The sequence below is a fragment of the Weissella bombi genome (genome assembly GCF_900094835.1).
Classification (GTDB): domain Bacteria; phylum Bacillota; class Bacilli; order Lactobacillales; family Lactobacillaceae; genus Weissella; species Weissella bombi.
The window spans coordinates 13300-30022 of sequence record NZ_FMAO01000013.1; the positions used below are offsets into that span (position 1 = coordinate 13300).

General features: G+C 38.4%; 16 protein-coding genes. 1 reads left to right on the plus strand and 15 read right to left on the minus strand.

Features of this window, described 5'->3' with window-relative positions:
* Positions 1 to 85 precede the first annotated feature (85 nt).
* The 14 genes from GA0061074_RS07655 to GA0061074_RS07720 all read right to left on the minus strand — a co-directional run bounded on the left by GA0061074_RS07655 (position 86) and on the right by GA0061074_RS07720 (position 13963).
* Positions 86 to 1039 carry an ABC transporter ATP-binding protein gene (locus GA0061074_RS07655; RefSeq protein WP_092463463.1) on the minus strand — a complete coding sequence of 318 codons (954 nt, stop codon included), beginning with the start codon at positions 1037 to 1039 and terminating at the stop codon, positions 86 to 88.
* Positions 1039 to 2142, minus strand: coding sequence for an ABC transporter ATP-binding protein (locus GA0061074_RS07660; protein ID WP_092463525.1), 1104 nt, complete (start codon positions 2140 to 2142; stop codon positions 1039 to 1041). The genes GA0061074_RS07655 and GA0061074_RS07660 overlap by 1 nt, the downstream gene beginning before the upstream one ends.
* Positions 2143 to 2159: 17 nt before the next feature.
* Entirely contained in the window at positions 2160 to 3191 is a 1032-nt protein-coding gene (locus GA0061074_RS07665; protein WP_092463465.1) for an ABC transporter permease, read from the minus strand.
* Positions 3192 to 3205: 14 nt separating this feature from the next.
* A complete protein-coding gene (locus tag GA0061074_RS07670; RefSeq protein WP_092463467.1) occupies positions 3206 to 4126 on the minus strand; it encodes an ABC transporter permease in 921 nt (306 codons plus the stop codon).
* Between the two features lie 331 nt (positions 4127 to 4457).
* Complete coding sequence (locus GA0061074_RS07675) at positions 4458 to 6074, minus strand: peptide ABC transporter substrate-binding protein (RefSeq protein ID WP_092463469.1); 1617 nt, start codon at positions 6072 to 6074, stop codon at positions 4458 to 4460.
* 270 nt (positions 6075 to 6344) lie between these two features.
* A complete protein-coding gene (locus GA0061074_RS07680) occupies positions 6345 to 7001 on the minus strand; it encodes an amino acid ABC transporter permease (protein WP_092463471.1) in 657 nt (218 codons plus the stop codon).
* The gene (locus tag GA0061074_RS07685) at positions 6998 to 7651 is read right to left on the minus strand and encodes an amino acid ABC transporter permease (RefSeq protein ID WP_092463473.1); all 654 of its coding nucleotides are present in this window, start codon (positions 7649 to 7651) and stop codon (positions 6998 to 7000) included. The genes GA0061074_RS07680 and GA0061074_RS07685 overlap by 4 nt, the downstream gene beginning before the upstream one ends.
* Positions 7648 to 8499, minus strand: coding sequence for a transporter substrate-binding domain-containing protein (locus GA0061074_RS07690; protein WP_174855279.1), 852 nt, complete (start codon positions 8497 to 8499; stop codon positions 7648 to 7650). The genes GA0061074_RS07685 and GA0061074_RS07690 overlap by 4 nt, the downstream gene beginning before the upstream one ends.
* Before the next feature lie 11 nt (positions 8500 to 8510).
* A complete protein-coding gene (locus tag GA0061074_RS07695) occupies positions 8511 to 9245 on the minus strand; it encodes an amino acid ABC transporter ATP-binding protein (protein ID WP_074427262.1) in 735 nt (244 codons plus the stop codon).
* A gap of 174 nt (positions 9246 to 9419) precedes the next feature.
* Positions 9420 to 10217 (minus strand): DUF6681 family protein, encoded by a 798-nt coding sequence (locus GA0061074_RS07700; RefSeq protein ID WP_092463475.1) that lies wholly within the window; start codon positions 10215 to 10217, stop codon positions 9420 to 9422.
* The gene (locus GA0061074_RS07705) at positions 10217 to 10702 is read right to left on the minus strand and encodes a hypothetical protein (RefSeq protein ID WP_092463477.1); all 486 of its coding nucleotides are present in this window, start codon (positions 10700 to 10702) and stop codon (positions 10217 to 10219) included. The genes GA0061074_RS07700 and GA0061074_RS07705 overlap by 1 nt, the downstream gene beginning before the upstream one ends.
* Before the next feature lie 6 nt (positions 10703 to 10708).
* A complete protein-coding gene (locus tag GA0061074_RS07710; RefSeq protein WP_092463479.1) occupies positions 10709 to 11284 on the minus strand; it encodes a guanylate kinase in 576 nt (191 codons plus the stop codon).
* 334 nt (positions 11285 to 11618) lie between these two features.
* Positions 11619 to 13034 (minus strand): dipeptidase PepV, encoded by a 1416-nt coding sequence (gene pepV, locus GA0061074_RS07715; RefSeq protein ID WP_092463481.1) that lies wholly within the window; start codon positions 13032 to 13034, stop codon positions 11619 to 11621.
* Positions 13035 to 13114: 80 nt separating this feature from the next.
* Positions 13115 to 13963, minus strand: coding sequence for an NAD(P)H-hydrate dehydratase (locus tag GA0061074_RS07720; RefSeq protein WP_092463483.1), 849 nt, complete (start codon positions 13961 to 13963; stop codon positions 13115 to 13117).
* A gap of 158 nt (positions 13964 to 14121) precedes the next feature.
* On the opposite strand from GA0061074_RS07720, the gene GA0061074_RS07725 reads away from it, so the two are divergent.
* Positions 14122 to 15177, plus strand: coding sequence for a Gfo/Idh/MocA family oxidoreductase (locus tag GA0061074_RS07725; protein WP_092463485.1), 1056 nt, complete (start codon positions 14122 to 14124; stop codon positions 15175 to 15177).
* Positions 15178 to 15778: 601 nt separating this feature from the next.
* On the opposite strand, the gene GA0061074_RS07730 is transcribed toward GA0061074_RS07725, so the two are convergent.
* Entirely contained in the window at positions 15779 to 16708 is a 930-nt protein-coding gene (locus tag GA0061074_RS07730; protein WP_092463487.1) for a Ppx/GppA phosphatase family protein, read from the minus strand.
* Positions 16709 to 16723: the final 15 nt, after the last annotated feature.

Below are 16723 nucleotides of genomic sequence, written 5' to 3' on the forward strand. Positions count from 1 at the left end.
ATTTCAAAAGATGGCTCATAAAAAGGCTAAAGTCCAATCATTCAACGAGACTTTAGCCTTTTTTACTAGTAATTATAACCAGTTCTTATTTAATTAAACCAAACTCGCGTGCGCGCTCTTGGTACTTTTCAATCTCGTCTTCAGCAGCCCAAACAAAGTGTTCTGGTGCAACTTCAATCATTTGACGATCACGACCATCTAATTCATCAGTTGGATCGTAAACAATTGGGATACGTTGCTCTTCAATAGTTGGATCAGGTACTGGAATTGAACTCAACAATGAACGTGTATAATCATGCAAAGGATGGTTATATACTTCATCAGCGGTACCAATCTCAACCATCTTTCCCCAGTGCATAACACCGATTCGGTCTGAGATGTACTTAACCATCGACAAATCGTGCGCAATAAACAAGTACGTTAGACCTTGCTTTTGTTGTAGTTCCTTCATCAAGTTAACCACTTGCGCTTGGATAGAAACGTCCAACGCTGAAATTGGTTCGTCAGCAATAATAAACTTTGGCTGAACAGCTAAAGCACGTGCGATGCCAATACGTTGACGTTGTCCACCAGAAAATTCGTGAGGATAACGGCTAGAATGATCACGATTCAAACCAACGATTTCCAACAAATCTTCAACCTGTTTTGAACGATCTGCATCATTCTTAGCTAAATGATTAACGTCAATTCCTTCAGCAACAATATCTTTAACTTTCATACGTAAGTCCAGAGATGCTTGTGGATCTTGGAAAATCATTTGTACAGCTTGGCGGAACTTGCTTAACTTACCACGCTTCTTAATTTTTGATAGGTCTTCACCTTCAAACAAAATTTGACCGGCAGTAGGTTCGTACAACTTCATAATTGCACGTCCAATAGTTGTTTTACCAGAACCAGACTCACCAACTAAACCAAATGTCTCACCTTCGTAAATATCAAAGGAAGCATCTTGAACAGCCTTAGTTTCGTTAGACTTTCCCGCATTAAACGTGATGTCTAACCCTTTTAGTTCAACTAATTTTTTACGTTCATCAGCCATTATTTGCCACCTCCATTACCAAGGACAGCTGAGTTTTCAACGGCAACCGCCTTTGATCGATCTGCTTCAGGGTGCTCAGCTTGGAAACGTGCCCAACGCTTTTGAACCTCAACAGGTGGTTCAACTTCTGGTGCGCGCTCATCTAGCAACCAAGTTGCAGCATAGTGCGTTTGTGACAACTTAAAGAATGGTGGCTTAACCTTTTCATCAGCAGCAACCGCATAACGGTTACGTGCAGCGAAGGCATCACCCTTTGGTGGGTTCAACAAATCAGGTGGTGTACCTGGAATTGCTTCCAACTTACCACGTTCAGTTGCTGTAGTAGGCATTGAGTTCAACAATCCCCAAGTATATGGATGCTGTGGGAAATTAAAGACTTCGTCTACCTTACCAATTTCAATAATCTCACCAGCATACATAACCGCAACACGGTCAGCCATACCAGCAACTACACCCAAATCGTGGGTGATAAAGATAATTGATGTTTCTGATTGTTCTTGGATATCCTTCATCAAATGCAAAATTTGTGCTTGAATCGTAACGTCCAACGCAGTTGTTGGTTCGTCAGCGATTAAGATCTCAGGATTATCAATCAAAGCGATTGCAATAACGATACGTTGACGCATCCCACCAGAAAATTGGTGTGGATAGTCATTAATATGTGCTTTAGCATTTGGAATTCCAACAAGCTTCATCATTTCTAAAGCTTTTTCCCATGCCTTTTTCTTACTCATATTTTGATGTTTAATCAACGGTTCAGCGATTTGTTGACCAATCTTCATCGTTGGATCCAAAGACGTCATTGGGTCTTGGAAAATCATTGCGATTTCTGACCCACGAATCTTTTGCATTTGAGATTCTGGCTTACCAATAATCTCTTCACCCTTAAATGTGACTGAGCCTTTTTCAACTCGCGCATTTTTTGCCAATAATCCCATTAATGAACGTGTTGTAACTGACTTTCCAGAACCAGACTCACCAACAATTGCTAATGTTTCACCTTTGTACAAATCAAATGAAACGTCGCGGATGGCCTGAACACTTCCATTATAGGTATTGAAATTAATTTTAAGGTCATCAACCTCAAGAATTTTTTCTGCCATTTCTTCACTCACTTCCATTAATCCTTCGTACGTGGATCAAACGCATCACGTAATCCATCACCCAACAAGTTAAACGCAATCATGATGATAGCCAAAATTACAGCTGGAATAACTAATTGATATGGATAGAATTGCATTGCCTTTTGTCCGTCATTTAACAATGTTCCCAATGAAGCCATTGGTACTGGAATTCCTAAACCAATAAATGAAAGCAATGCCTCAAAGAAGATTGCTGATGGAATTGTAAACATTAGTTGCACGATAATCGTTGAACTAAGGTTTGGCACCAAGTGACGTAATCCAATGCGCCAAGTTGATGAACCTAATGTACGTGCTGCTAAGATATAATCTTGCTCTTTAGCAGTTAATACTTGCGCTCGAACTAGCCGGGCCATGGATGTCCATGAGGTCAATGCAATTCCCAATGAAATTGATAACATACCGGGCTTCATAACCAAAATCAATAGCACGAAAACAACCAAATTTGGAATTGACGATACAATTTCGATAATTCGTTGCATCACGATATCGACTTTACCACCACGCCAACCTGACGTAATACCGTAAATAACTCCAATGACCAAATCCATTAAGGTTGCAATTAAAGCAACTTCTAATGAGATTCGTGTACCATACAAGACACGCTTGAAGATATCACGACCAAATTGATCAGTTCCAAACCAGTAATTTTTCTTATCAGAAACACCTGCTGATTCGTATTGGTCAACCTTAGTACCATCTAATTTAGATTCTCCAGTAAAACCAGGAATCTCTCCCAACACACCAGGTAAACGTGCTGGTAAGTTTTGAATTGTCACATCTTGTCGTGACGTAGCCTTTGAATTAGCTACTGGTGAAGATGCAAAGGCAACTACAAAGACAGCAAGCAAAACCCAAAGAGAAATAAAAGCACCTTTGTTTTTCTTTAAACGACGCCAAGCATCTTTCAAGAAGCTAACTGACGGCTTTAAAATTTCTTCATTATCAGTATGACGATCAGCGGGAAGTAATTTAAAATCATCCGCCGTTAAATTTACTTTTTCAGACATGAGCGGCTCCTTCCTTATTCAGCCAATCGAATACGTGGATCAATAATACCATATAGGATATCTGTAATTAGCAAGATAACCATCAACATCATTGAATAAACAATTGTCGTTCCCATGATAATTTGATAATCATTCGTCAAAATTGAATCAACGAATTGACTACCAATTCCAGGGATTGAGAAGATGTTCTCAACAACAATTGATCCAGTTAACAAATTAACTGCCATTGGTCCAACCAACGTTACCAATGGAATTAATGAATTACGCAATGCGTGCTTCCAAATAATTTCACCACGTGACAAACCTTTTGCACGAGCCAATTCAATGTAATCAGAACCTAACACATCAACCATTTCGGTACGGATGAAACGTGCTGAAGTTGCTAAGGGACTCATTCCAAGGGCGATAGTAGGTAAGATTGTTGCAGCAAATCCTTTCCAACCAGCGATTGGCAACCAACCTAGCTTCAAACCGATCCAGTATTGTAGCAAAGCCGCGAACACGAATGATGGAATTGAAATACCAAGTACGGCCAATACTGATAAGAACGTATCAGTCTTAGTGTTACGACGAACAGCGGCAGCTGCTCCCAATCCTGTTCCTGCAACTAATCCGAAAATCAATGCTTGTAGTCCAAGTTGAGCAGAAGGACCTAGTCGTTGTGCAACCAAGGTTGAAACTTCTTGGTTAGCGAATTGGAATGATACCCCAAAGTTAAAATGTAGTGCATCCCAAAGATACGTAACATATTGCACAACTAATGGTTTATCTAACCCATACTGTGATTCAATCATCTTCTGTTGACTAGCAGACAAGCGTTCTGCGTTAGCCAATGGTGATCCTGGCATCAGCTTCATTAAGAAGAATGTTGCTGAAATAATCAAGATCAAAGTTAACACAATAATTGCTAACCGTTTAATTATATATTTGAACATGGCTATGCCTTCCCTATTTTTTACTTCTACTCTTAATATGCTAGAAAGTCATTTGTTAAATAACCATACTCTCATATCTCATAGTTATTAATTAGATATTTTTAATTTTACCAGACGAGACGCTTTTATAAAAGCGTTTATGGTATTTTTTCACATAATTATTTAATTTTACAGCGTTTAAACCTTATATATAAATTACTAAATATTGCATAAAGAACTAATTTTCACCCCATTTAATACTTAGTTCAGAGAGTAAAAAAGAGAGGAGCAGGACAAATATTTGTTCGTCGCTCCTCCCTCTTCTAATCAGCTCTTTAATATATTTATTAAATTACTTCTTGTAAGCCCACTTCCAATCGAAAGGTGCTCCAGTAGTATTTGATACAACATCCTTAACTGATGTGTTCAACAATGATGGCTTTGCTTGGTAGTATACCGGTGCAATAGCAGCATCTTCTTGCAATAGCTTTTCAGCATCTGCGTAGTCTTGATAACGCTTCTTCTCATCGTTAACATCAGTTGTCTTAGCATCACTCATCAACTTATCGTAGTCGGCATTCTTCCAGCTACCATTGTTAAATGATGAATCAGATGTATACAAATCTAAGAATGTTGATGGGTCAGCATAGTCACCACCCCAAATTGTGTTAACCATATCGAACTTCTTATCATCTGATAATGAGATACGTTGCTTAAATGGTACCGTCTTAATTGTAACCTTCAAACCTGGCAACTTCTCCATTTGTGATTGGATAAATTGTGCTGAACGCTTTGCACCATCAGTATCGTCAGTTAGGTATTGTAGGTTAACCTTCTTCTTACCAGTTTCCTTCAATCCTTGCTTCCACAATTTCTTAGCTGCCTTTAGGTCGTAACCACTAGCCTTCTTATCAGCTGCTACCTTAGCAAAGTCCTTACCTGAGTTAGGATCCTTAGCTAGCTTTGTTGCAGTGAATGAGTAGGCAGGCTTACCACCTCCACCAAGAATCTTAGATGACATTGTGCTACGGTCAATTGACTTTGACAATGCCTTACGGATATTTGTGTTATCCAATGGCTTCTTGTTTTCATTAAATTCAATGAAGGCTGTTGAAGCTTGTGAAATAACCGTGAAGTCCTTCTTGTTCTTTGAAGCCTTGTATTGATCAGGTGACAAAGTCGTGTAGTCGACCTTCTTTGACTTATACAAGTTATAACCAGTGTTTTGGTCCTTAATTGTTTGAATATTTACCTTTGGTGTCTTAACAGTCTTAGCGTCCCAGTAATCCTTGTTCTTTACCAAAGAAATCTTGTTGTTTGAACCAGTCCAGCCCTTCATAATGAAAGGTCCGTTAGAAATGGTGTACTTTGAAGCAGTTCCATACTTCTTACCAACCTTGTCCACAAACTTCTTGTTTTGTGGTTCAAAAGTTGCCATTGTCATAACTGATTCTAGTTGTGGCATTGGACGATCAAGTGTAACTTCCAAGGTCTTGTCATCAATTGCCTTAACTCCTAAGTCAGATACTGGCTTGTCACCCTTTTGGATGGCATCAGCATTCTTGATACCTGAGAATAAGTAGGCATATTGTGAAGCAGTCTTAGGGTCGTTAGTACGTTGCCAACCATAAACATAGTCATTAGCCGTAACTGGATCGCCGTTAGACCACTTAGCATCACGCAAATGATAAGTCAAAGTCAAGCCATCATCTGACTTGTCAACTGAAGTGGCACCTGCCAATGCTGGCTTACCAGATTGGTCAGTACGGTACAAACCTTCACCAATTGATTGTAGATATGTAAAATCAATTGCGGCGGTTGTCTTTGAAGGATCCATGGTTCCAACATTTGCAGTTTCTGTCCAGTTAATCGTCTTATACTTTGCAGCACTTGCCGTAACTGGCACAACAGCTGATCCTAAAATCACAGCACCAGACAACAAAGCACTTACCTTTAATGTCTTATTCATAATTATTCCCCGTTCCTTATAACCACATTCAAAATACGTGATAACTTTTTCATAATAATATAATAAACATTTGCGGTAGTCAAGAATATATTTAAGATTCGTTTTAATAAACTATCACATAAAAACCGATAAATCGTTATTATATAAGTCATTAAAACGTTTTATTGTATTTTTCACCTCTCATTTAAGGCTCATTTTGACGATGGCTATTTTCTCATTTAATACAAAAAAGCCGAGATAACCTGTATCTCGACTTTATATGTTTAATTTTTATGCAGCCATTCGGCGGTCTAATATATCACCAATCTTTGAAATAATAAAGTTTAGAATAAAGTAGATGACAGCCAAAGCGAAGAACATTGAAATGATAGCCCCTGGTTCCTGTGCATAAACAATTTGCGCACGATAAGTTACTTCTGGCAACATAATAATAGTTGCCAATGACGTATCCTTAATCAATGAAACAAATTGTGACACAATTGGTGGAATCATCTTTTTGTAAGCTTGTGGCAAAATAATGTGCCATAATGCTTGCTTAAAGTTCAAACCGTTTGATAGTGCCCCTTCTAATTGTCCCTTTGGCACGGCCATAATACCTGAACGAATAATTTCAGCCAACATTGCTGATTCAAAAATCGTCAAGGCAAAAATGGTTGATGTCACGACACCAAAGTGAATTCCAACCTTAGGCAAAGCAAAGTACGTAAAGAAGATAATCAACAATAATGGCAAATTACGGATTAAATCAATAATAAAGCCAACAATTTGTGAAAAATATGGAATCTTTACATATCTAATAACACCCAAAACTGATCCAATGATAAAACTCAAAATAACTGAAACAACAGCTACTTCGACCGTAACACCCAATCCAGACATTAGGAAACGTAAGTTAACCCATGAAAATGCTGAAAAGAAATCACTCATGCTCGGCCTCCTTTCTTCTCAAGACGATTCTCCAAATAACGCATGTAATAGCTCAAAGGCATCGTCAAAATAAGATAGAAAATACCAACGATAATGAATGGTCCAAACGTATCAAAAGTAGCCTGAGAAATTTGGTTAGCTTGATACATCAAATCTAATCCAGCAACGAATGCCAGGACAGATGAATTCTTAATTAGATTGATAAATTGGTTACCTAGTGGTGGGATTACAAGTTTAAAGGCTTGTGGCAAAACAACATAACGCATTCCTTGCCACCATGACAAACCATTTGACATGGCACCCTCTAATTGTCCCTTTGGTACGGCATTGATTCCGGCACGAACCGTTTCAGCAATGAAAGCTGATGTATACAATGTCAAACCAAATGTTCCAGCTGCAAAACCACTAATCTTAATCACATTAGCAATTACAACATAGAAGAACATTGTGATAACCAATAATGGAATATTACGTACAATTTCAATATAAATACGTCCGATAATGTTGGCTACTTTATTAGGTACTACTTCCATAAGCGCGAAAGCTGTTCCCAAAATAATTGAACCAATCAGTGCTAAGATTGACGACAAAATCGTCCAACCAAAACCGGTTAGAAATTCACCGGCATGGGATTGAAATAATGATATCATTCTCCAGCCAACTCCTTCCAGTCCATACCCTTTACGTCACCAAACCATTTCTTAGCCATTTTCTCGTAAGTACCATCAGTTTTAATCTCATTGATAGCCTTATTAACAGCCTTAACAAGCTTAGGATTTTGCTTTTGCATCGCTACTCCGTATGGTTCCTTTGTAAAGGTACCACCACGAACCTCTAATGACTTAGATCCAGCAGCCATACCATACAAAATACCATTATCAGTTGTTAGTGCATCCCCTTGGCCAGCTTTCAAAGCTGTCAAAGCAGTTGCGTAATCTTGTAGACCAACAACTTTTGCTTTAGGTGCAAAATCTTTAATTTCATCAATTGAAGTTGAACCTTGTACCGCTAGCACTCGTGCCTTAGGTGTGTTTAACTCCTTAACATTGTGATACTTACTTGATTTTTTAACCAAGATTGATTGACCAGCATTAAAGTAAGGCTGTGAAAAATCAACAACCTTTTGTCGATCAGGCGTAACAGACATCGTGGCAATAATGGCATCGATATTACCATTAATTAGCATTGGTACACGTGTTCCTGATGTAATTTGTGTATAAACAACCTTCGCATCTGGGTTAACACGCTTTGTGATTTCTTTCGCCATCTCAACATCAAAACCTTCAAGCTTACCAGTTTTAATGTTCATCAATCCCATCAACTTAGTGTCACCTTTGACACCCCAATTCATGCGATCGGTTTTCATAATACGGTTGTATGTTTCATTTTTAGCGTTATCAGCAGCATGGACATTACTTGTTGCCGCTACGCCAGTAAACAAAGCAAAGGCTGAAGCCGCTAACATCGACTTCACCACAACTTGAAATCTACTTTTCATGTTGCACCTCCTTAGCGAATAATTTGCGATAGGAATTCTTGTGCACGAGGTTCCTTTGGTTGCGCGAAGAATTCATCAGTTGGTGAATCTTCCAAGATTTGTCCTTGATCCATGAAAATAACACGGTCAGCAACTTGCTTAGCAAATCCCATTTCGTGTGTCACAACCAATGTCGTCATTGATGAATCGTTAACAATATCTTTAATAATCTTCAAAACACCATTAACCATTTCCGGATCCAACGCTGAGGTTGGCTCATCAAACAACAAAGCTTTTGGCTTCATAGCTAATGAACGCGCAATCGCAATACGTTGTTGTTGACCACCAGATAGCGCTGATGGTACCTTTTCAGCTTGATCAACCAAGCCAACGCGGTCCAACAATGCCATCGCTGTCTTCTTATTCTCATCTTCGTCACGATGTAGCACCAAACGTGGTGCTAACATAATGTTTTCCAAAACTGTTTTGTTTGCATACAAGTTAAAGTGTTGGAAAACCATCCCCACATTTTTACGTGTACGATTCATATCCGTTTTAGGATTAGCTAAGTCTTGCCCATTAACAATTAGCTGACCGCCCTGTACCGGTTCTAGACCGTTAATTGTTCGAATCAATGTTGATTTACCTGACCCTGAAGGTCCGATCAAAACAACTGTTTCACCAGCCTCTACCTTTAAGTTAATGTCCGTCAATGCATGGTAATCACCATAGAATTTGTTGACATCTTTGAATTCGATCATCGACATAACGGTTCCTCCTTATAGACAATCCCCCTAATGGATTATCTTAGTATATAAAATAACCCGTCGCGATTTTTTCGTGACGGGTCGCTAAACTAATAATAATCTGAAATTATCTAAAATGTCAAACATCTTGTTAAGTTTATTAACATGACATGTGAAATTAGTTCATTATATTTATTATTTTTTTGTATATGCCAATTCAACAGACAAGAAGTAAGGTTTTTCAATCGGCATCAATGCTTGACGTCCACGTGACTTACCTGGTCCACCTGAAACGACTACTGAAGCAATATATAAATTGTATGATTTCAATGCTAAATCAACTGGTTGCAAACCAATTGTTTGAATACGTGCTAAACGTGACGCTAACATTTCATTAACACCACCATAAATTGATAGGCCACCACGTTCTTCTTCTAAGCGGAAATAAGGTAACGGCGTTCCTGGATGATTAGCATAAATAGCAGTCTGACCAGTAGCCAAAAAGGCCATCTGTTCTTTTTCTGACAAGCCACCATAATTATCAGTAACCATACCACTTTCACGCAATTGGTCGACCACTTTAGCTAACTCCGCTTCCATATCGCCATCAGATACGGTAGTTGCAGGTAAAACTTGCTTCTTGTCATATAAACCATTAGCTGGAACGTAAGGCATTGCGGCAGAAGTATCAGTAGCTTTAGCTGCTTGTGAACCACCTAACATTTTTTCAAGCAATGGTGAAATATCCCATTTAACAGTCTTCTGTGTGTAGTAATAAATAACATTCAAAACGACACAATACAAGATAAACAAAAATATTAGTAATAGACCTGCACCTCGTAAGTAAGCACCATTTTGAATATGACGAATTGCCAAATACAAAATATAAAAATTACCTACACCTGAAAGGATTGAATATACTTGGCCTTTCCAACGTGCATTAACATTGAACATACCCAAGTAATGATTAAGTAAATCTAATATCGATAACATTAATTAGTTGCTCCTTCCTGTGCAGCATCATTCGTTGCATTATTTGTCGCATCACCTGTTGTATTATCTGTATTAGATGAAGCATCAGTTGCTGTACCAGTATTACTGCTACTTGATGCTTGATCAGTATCATCTGTTGCGTCGTTAGTTGATGACTGTTGATTGGTTGTTTGACTACTGCTTGTATCTGTATCATCCGTAGATGATGCCGAACTTGATGAAACATCAGAGTCATCCTCTACAGATTGACTATTAGATGCATCAGAATCTTCTGACTCACTAGATGTCTTAGATGTCTTAGACGACTTAGTCGTATCTGTTGAGTCAACTTCAGACGTTGATGTATTTTTTGAGACAACTGATGATTTTGGTGCCCCATTTGATGAATGTGTTGATACATTAACAATTGCATTTCCAGCACTAACAGCTAGAATAATTGACACCAATGCTACCGGTGTCATAAATGGTGGTGTACGATATGCCATGTGACTTTATTCCTCCTCTGGTTCAACAACCACAGCTTGTTTGACAATATTATCAATTGCCATTTTAGTACTTTGCCAATCATCATTTACCACAACATGAGCGATGCCTTGCAATGATGATGGTAATTGAATATCACGTTGATATTCCTGACTTTCTAAACGTTGACGCATCTCTTCAAGATTATCACCACGTTTAGAAAGGCGACCCAAAATTTCATCTGTTTTAGTTACTGTTAAAAAGATAATAACAGCTTCGTCACCTAATTTATCTGCATACGTTTTGGCGCCCGCCGTATCCAAAACGATTGTAATCAACGGACTCTTTTCCCATGCACGCTCTAACCCTTCATATGATGATCCATACTGAAAATTAGCATAGGCGACACTCTCTAAATAATGATTTTTTAAAAAACTTTCTGGTGACTCGAAGTAATAATCAATTTGGTCAATTTCACCTTCTCGTGGTGGTCGCGTTGTATGCGTAATCACTTGCGGCATTTCATAAAATTCATTCAAATAGTTGGCAACCGTTGTTTTCCCTGTACCAGTATTACCCGTTAAAACGAATATTTTTCGATCCATAACTCTTTCTACTCTCTTTAATTAACTACTATTAGTATAATCCGCTAGGCTTAAGGTTCCCTAACAATTTGTTTTAAATTTTCTTTTTCATATTAATGTTAAACCTTTTGTTTACTCACAATAAAAGCATGCACAAGATGTACATGCTGTTGTGTGACGACTTCTATTTTAAAACAACCGACCTTAAGTACCAACCACTAATTCACATGTCACATAATTGTAACACATTTTTATTGAAAATGAAAAATATATAAGTTGATATATACAACAAAAGCCAGCAACCTATCCATTTCAATATGGTAAGTTGCTGGCCAATCTTTTTTAAAATATTTAATTAAACATTTGCTAATTCATACATTGCTTGACCAAAAATAGCCATTGCACGAGTCAAATCAGCAACTGGATAGAATTCATCAGCTTGATGCATCGTATCAGGAACACCTTCAAACATTGCACCAAAGGCAACACCACGCTTCAACAAGCGACCGAATGTTCCACCACCAATAACTTGTTCTGCTGCTGGCAAACCAGTTTGATCGCGATAAACTTGCAACAATGTTTGTACTAGTGGATCATCACCAGGTACATAATGTGGCACTTGTGCATGTCCTTCTACCTTAGCAGTAGCATCAAAGGCTTCTGGCAAAGATGCGATAACATGGTCTTCAATTTCTTGTGCAGTAGTATTTTGTGGGTAACGGAAATTAGCATTAACAAAACCATCTTCCCCATCAGCAAAGCGTTGAATACCAACGTTCATTGACAAATCATGCATCAAATCATCATGTGTCTTAGCACCAATCTTAGCTGCAACTGTATCATCATGCAATTGCGTTCCTAAGAACGTTAGGAATCCTTGTGCATTACCACCAAAGTCTTGATCTTGAAGGAAGTTAGCCAAGTATGTTCCAGCATTTTCACCAGTTTCAGGAGATGCACCATGCACTTGCTTACCATAGAAGGTAAACGTTACTTGGTTATCTGAAGCATCTGCTTCACCCTTAACACGAGTTTCAGCTGCTAGATAATCGTTCATAGCAGCAACTAATGCATCAGCATCAGCAGTTTCAACAACGGCTTTTGCAACACCAGGCACCATGTTTGGACGTTCACCGGCAGTAAATGATACCAACTTCAATGAACCACCTTGCGTACCAGCAAAACGTGTTACAACTGAAGCATTTCCTTTTTCACCATTAATAATAGGGAATTCAGCATCAGGTGAGAATCCCATAGTTGGCTCACCATATTCTTCAAAGAATTCATCCATACCAGTCCAGTCAGACTCTTCATCGATTCCAACGACCAAAACTAGCTTACGCTTCAACTCCAATCCCAAATCCTTGATCATCTTCAAAGCATAGTAAGCTGTAAAAGTTGGTCCCTTATCATCAGAAGAACCACGAGCATACAAACGACCATCTTCGATAACTGGCGTCCAAGGATCCTTAGTCCAGCCATCACCCTCAGGCATTACATCCAAGTGTCCAATAATGGCAACTGTTTCTTCAGCATCCTCAGGGCCTAATTCAGCATAGGCAACCAAGTTCTTGTAATTTCCAACACGGAACCCATCGCGCTTTGCAAACTCCTCAAACTTCAATAAAGCTTCTTTAGGACCAGGTCCTAAAGGTGCATCAGTTGTTGCTGCATCATCATCACGAACAGACTTGATAGCTAACATCTCTTTCAAATCCGTTAGTAAATCATCTTCATATTTCAAGGCTTCAGCATGCCATTGTTTTACCATTTGTAAAATTCCTCCATGAGTCATATTTGTTCTCAATTATACACTTCTTTGTATTATTACACACCTTGCATTAACATGTCCTACAAATTAGATTGAATTCGCGACATATAATTTGAAAGCGAATCAGCTATAAATGAAGGCTTAACGACATAACTATGTGCGGCCATTTCCTGGGCAATAATTGAATGTGCATAAACTGCTGCTTCTGTAGCTTTTAGATGATTTTTCTTAAACTGACCAACAAAGCCACCAATAATACCAGCTAAGACATCACCCATACCGCCGGTAGCTTGATAAGCACCACCAATCATTAATTGGCGTAATTCGTTTTCAGCATAAATTAATGTATGATGTTGCTTTAACACTAACACATCTAAATTTAAAATTTGTCTTTGTACTTCATTTAACTGATGCTCTGTTTGATAGTTTAATTGCACCCCACTTAAACGTGCCCACTCCATTTGGTGTGGTGTGGCAATCGTATAGGCTTGTCGTGGGAATGTTAAATGATTTTCAGCCATAACCGTTAAAGCAGAGCCATCAACCACTAAAATATGCTTATCGGTTACAGACTTAAAAACCAACTTCACAAGATGCAAAGCATGCTGATCCGTTCCCAAACCTGGCCCAATCACAATGACATCGTTTTTTTCAATATTAGCAAGTAACTGCTCATCATCTTCCCAATCTAAAAACATTGCTTCAGGTGTTCTGGTATGCAAAGCGGTCAAATTAACTTTATCAGTTGCAACTGTTGTTAACCCTGCACCTGCACCAACACTGGCCTGACCAGCCATCAAAATAGCACCACCATATTGCATGCTACCCCCAATTAACAAAACGCGACCGAAATCCCCTTTATGGCTATCATCAGGACGCCGTAAAATAACTTCATGTAAAATATCTGATTTTAATTCATTAATAACCATGGTCACTCTCCGTTTGTCTAGTATCTCAATTATACCGCGTCCAGACAGTGGTATAAGATTCATTTGTACTATTATTTTATATTACTATTCTATCATCTATTGCACAAATGCATTAATTAAGTGAGAATAAGAGTACTTACTATTATAGGAGGCTTTTTATGCTTAATATCGCTTATGTTGGTTTTGGTAAAAGTACTAATCGTTACCACATTCCTTATGTACAACAGCGTCCCGATAAATTTCACATTAGACGTGTAGTTGCGCCACATATCAATAAACGCCCTGATGATCGTGCAAAGCTTGAAGCTAACGGCACTATTTTTTCAACTGATATTCAAGATATCATCGCTGATGACAAACTAGACTTAGTTGTTGTTGTCACTCCTGCACCAACTCATTTTGCCGTTGCAAAAGAGTTATTATCAGCTGGCAAAAATGTTTTAACTGATAAGCCAGTTGTGGCTACTGTTAAAGAAGTTAAAGAATTAATTGATTTAGCAACCCAAAATAACGCCTTCTTTATGCCATTCCAAAATCGTCGCTTTGATAGCGATTTTCTAACTTTACAACATGTTTTAAAAACTGGTTACGTTGGTCGACCAATTGAACTTGAATTGCATATGGACCACTACCGCCCCAACGATGCTAAACAATCTGGTGGTGTTATGGATACAACTTGGTTTGACCATGGTGCTCATTTAGTTGATCAAATGGTTTCATTATTTGGTAAGCCGCAACACGTTGCCTACGATTTACGTGTCGTTCGTGATTTAACAGCTACTTTATCAGATCAATTCGAAGTTAATCTATTCTATAAAGATGCTTTTAAAGCAACCATTCAATCCAGTGAAATAACTACGGTCCATTATCCAAAATGGATTCTTCATGGTACTAAAGGTTCGTACATTAAATACAATATCGACCAACAAGAATATGATTTAAAAACGGGTATCATGCCTGGTGACACTGGCTTTGGTATTGACGCGCCGCAAGATTATGGTAAAGTCACTTACTATAATCAAAATAATGACCGTATTGAAAAAGTAATTCCTACTATCACTGGTGACTACGGTCGTGTATACGATGCTGTGTACGAAACGCTTGTTAATCAACAAGAAAAGCTTGTATCTAATGAACAATTATTAACAACAATAAGTATTCTAGAAGCCGGTGCAGCAGCACCTAGCCCACATATTGTAAATTTTGATAATTAAATTCGGACCTTTTTGTTGTAACCGCTTTCACTACGTGTTACTATATGGGTGTACCAAAAGGAAAGGTAGGTAGTGATTTGACAGATTATTCTAATCTAGCCACAAACATCACTTCTCCTACTCTAATCCATATGGGCGTGTCACAGTAATGAGGCAAGATATTTCTAGTATCAAATTTTAACGATAAACATTAAGTCATGAATTGACTGTCTTGTGATCATTAGCATCAGCTTCTTCAACAACATACGATAACCTGTAAAAGGCGTAAGCATGTATCTTGATTTGAAGACTGCTCCCGACACGGTTCGCTTTTGAAACGGATAACTTTGGATGCAGTAGTAGTTGTAGCAAGATGTAGTTGGTTTAGGTAGTTACTAGCGACAGTTGTTTAAATCTGCAGATTAAACTTCTAGTAGTTGCCATTACAATTGAATATAGGGTCGCAAATTCAAGTGCGCTCCTTGTTAGGTATCTCATACTTCGCAAAAGCAGCCGCGGGTCAACGAACTGGCGGCTTTTTATATGAAGAGCGGATATAACTACCGTTTTGTATAACAAATCAAAAAAGCGTTTGGAGCACAGCTCCAAACGCTTTTTTCTATTAATTTTCCATCCGATATTCTTGTAATAATCCCTCACGTACACCTGAAGCAGAAAAAATCACTTTATTCGCACCAGTACGTTTGATTAATTCAATCAATGGTAATAACCCACTAATAATAATATCTGCACGATTAGCTTCTAAGTCTAACAATTCTTCACGCTCAGCTTTAGTCATCGTTGTCAATTTATTATAAGTCTCTATCACTGCAGATGTTGACATTTCATAACCATGAAAATCTGAATCTGCTGGTAATCCATGTTTTACGCGATCTAAACGAGCTAATGAACGATTAGCACCGCCAAGTAAGATAATTGGTAAGGTAACGGTATCGTCCAACCATGGCAATTTAGCATATTGTGTATTCACATATTTAGCTGCCTTGGCAATAGCTTCAGGTGACACAACACCTTCAACATTTAATTTGAATTTTTCTGATATATTCACAGCGCCAAATGGCAAACTCATCATGTTTGTTGCCATTCGATCTTCAATACCAACTAATTCAACACTAGCACCACCAGTATCTAACAACCAAGCATCGGAAATATCAAGTGCTGACGCAGCACCTAAATAATCATAATATGCTTCTTGATCACCAGTTAGCACTCGAATTTCCACGCCAACAGCACGGAAAACTTTGTCTAAAAATACAGCCTGATTATCAGCTTCGCGAACGGCAGCCGTTGCAATACCCACTACCTTCACATCATCATACATCATATAATCTTGTTGGAACTCTAACAAAGCATTAACAACACGCGTCATAGCCGCGTCTGTCAATTCACCATCATTTTCGTCCATACCTTCTGCCAAACGTGTGTCCAATTTACGACGGCGTAGTTCAACAAAATTCCCATCTGCCTGTAGTTCCTCAACTACCATACGAGTTGAGTTTGAACCCAAATCGATGACTGCTAAATAACTCATTCAATACTCCTTAAA

Excerpts from the sequence above, each read along its gene's own strand:
- GA0061074_RS07705 (WP_092463477.1), bottom strand. The coding sequence starts at position 10,702 with ATGGCATATCGTACACCACCATTTATGACACCGGTAGCATTGGTGTCA.
- GA0061074_RS07695 (WP_074427262.1), bottom strand. The coding sequence starts at position 9,245 with ATGTCGATGATCGAATTCAAAGATGTCAACAAATTCTATGGTGATTAC.
- GA0061074_RS07730 (WP_092463487.1), bottom strand. The coding sequence starts at position 16,708 with ATGAGTTATTTAGCAGTCATCGATTTGGGTTCAAACTCAACTCGTATG.
- GA0061074_RS07670 (WP_092463467.1), bottom strand. The coding sequence starts at position 4,126 with ATGTTCAAATATATAATTAAACGGTTAGCAATTATTGTGTTAACTTTG.
- GA0061074_RS07680 (WP_092463471.1), bottom strand. The coding sequence starts at position 7,001 with ATGAGTGATTTCTTTTCAGCATTTTCATGGGTTAACTTACGTTTCCTA.
- GA0061074_RS07710 (WP_092463479.1), bottom strand. The coding sequence starts at position 11,284 with ATGGATCGAAAAATATTCGTTTTAACGGGTAATACTGGTACAGGGAAA.
- GA0061074_RS07665 (WP_092463465.1), bottom strand. The coding sequence starts at position 3,191 with ATGTCTGAAAAAGTAAATTTAACGGCGGATGATTTTAAATTACTTCCC.
- GA0061074_RS07660 (WP_092463525.1), bottom strand. The coding sequence starts at position 2,142 with ATGGCAGAAAAAATTCTTGAGGTTGATGACCTTAAAATTAATTTCAAT.
- GA0061074_RS07700 (WP_092463475.1), bottom strand. The coding sequence starts at position 10,217 with ATGTTATCGATATTAGATTTACTTAATCATTACTTGGGTATGTTCAAT.
- GA0061074_RS07655 (WP_092463463.1), bottom strand. The coding sequence starts at position 1,039 with ATGGCTGATGAACGTAAAAAATTAGTTGAACTAAAAGGGTTAGACATC.
- GA0061074_RS07725 (WP_092463485.1), top strand. The coding sequence starts at position 14,122 with ATGCTTAATATCGCTTATGTTGGTTTTGGTAAAAGTACTAATCGTTAC.
- pepV (WP_092463481.1), bottom strand. The coding sequence starts at position 13,034 with ATGGTAAAACAATGGCATGCTGAAGCCTTGAAATATGAAGATGATTTA.
- GA0061074_RS07675 (WP_092463469.1), bottom strand. The coding sequence starts at position 6,074 with ATGAATAAGACATTAAAGGTAAGTGCTTTGTTGTCTGGTGCTGTGATT.
- GA0061074_RS07720 (WP_092463483.1), bottom strand. The coding sequence starts at position 13,963 with ATGGTTATTAATGAATTAAAATCAGATATTTTACATGAAGTTATTTTA.
- GA0061074_RS07690 (WP_174855279.1), bottom strand. The coding sequence starts at position 8,499 with ATGAAAAGTAGATTTCAAGTTGTGGTGAAGTCGATGTTAGCGGCTTCA.
- GA0061074_RS07685 (WP_092463473.1), bottom strand. The coding sequence starts at position 7,651 with ATGATATCATTATTTCAATCCCATGCCGGTGAATTTCTAACCGGTTTT.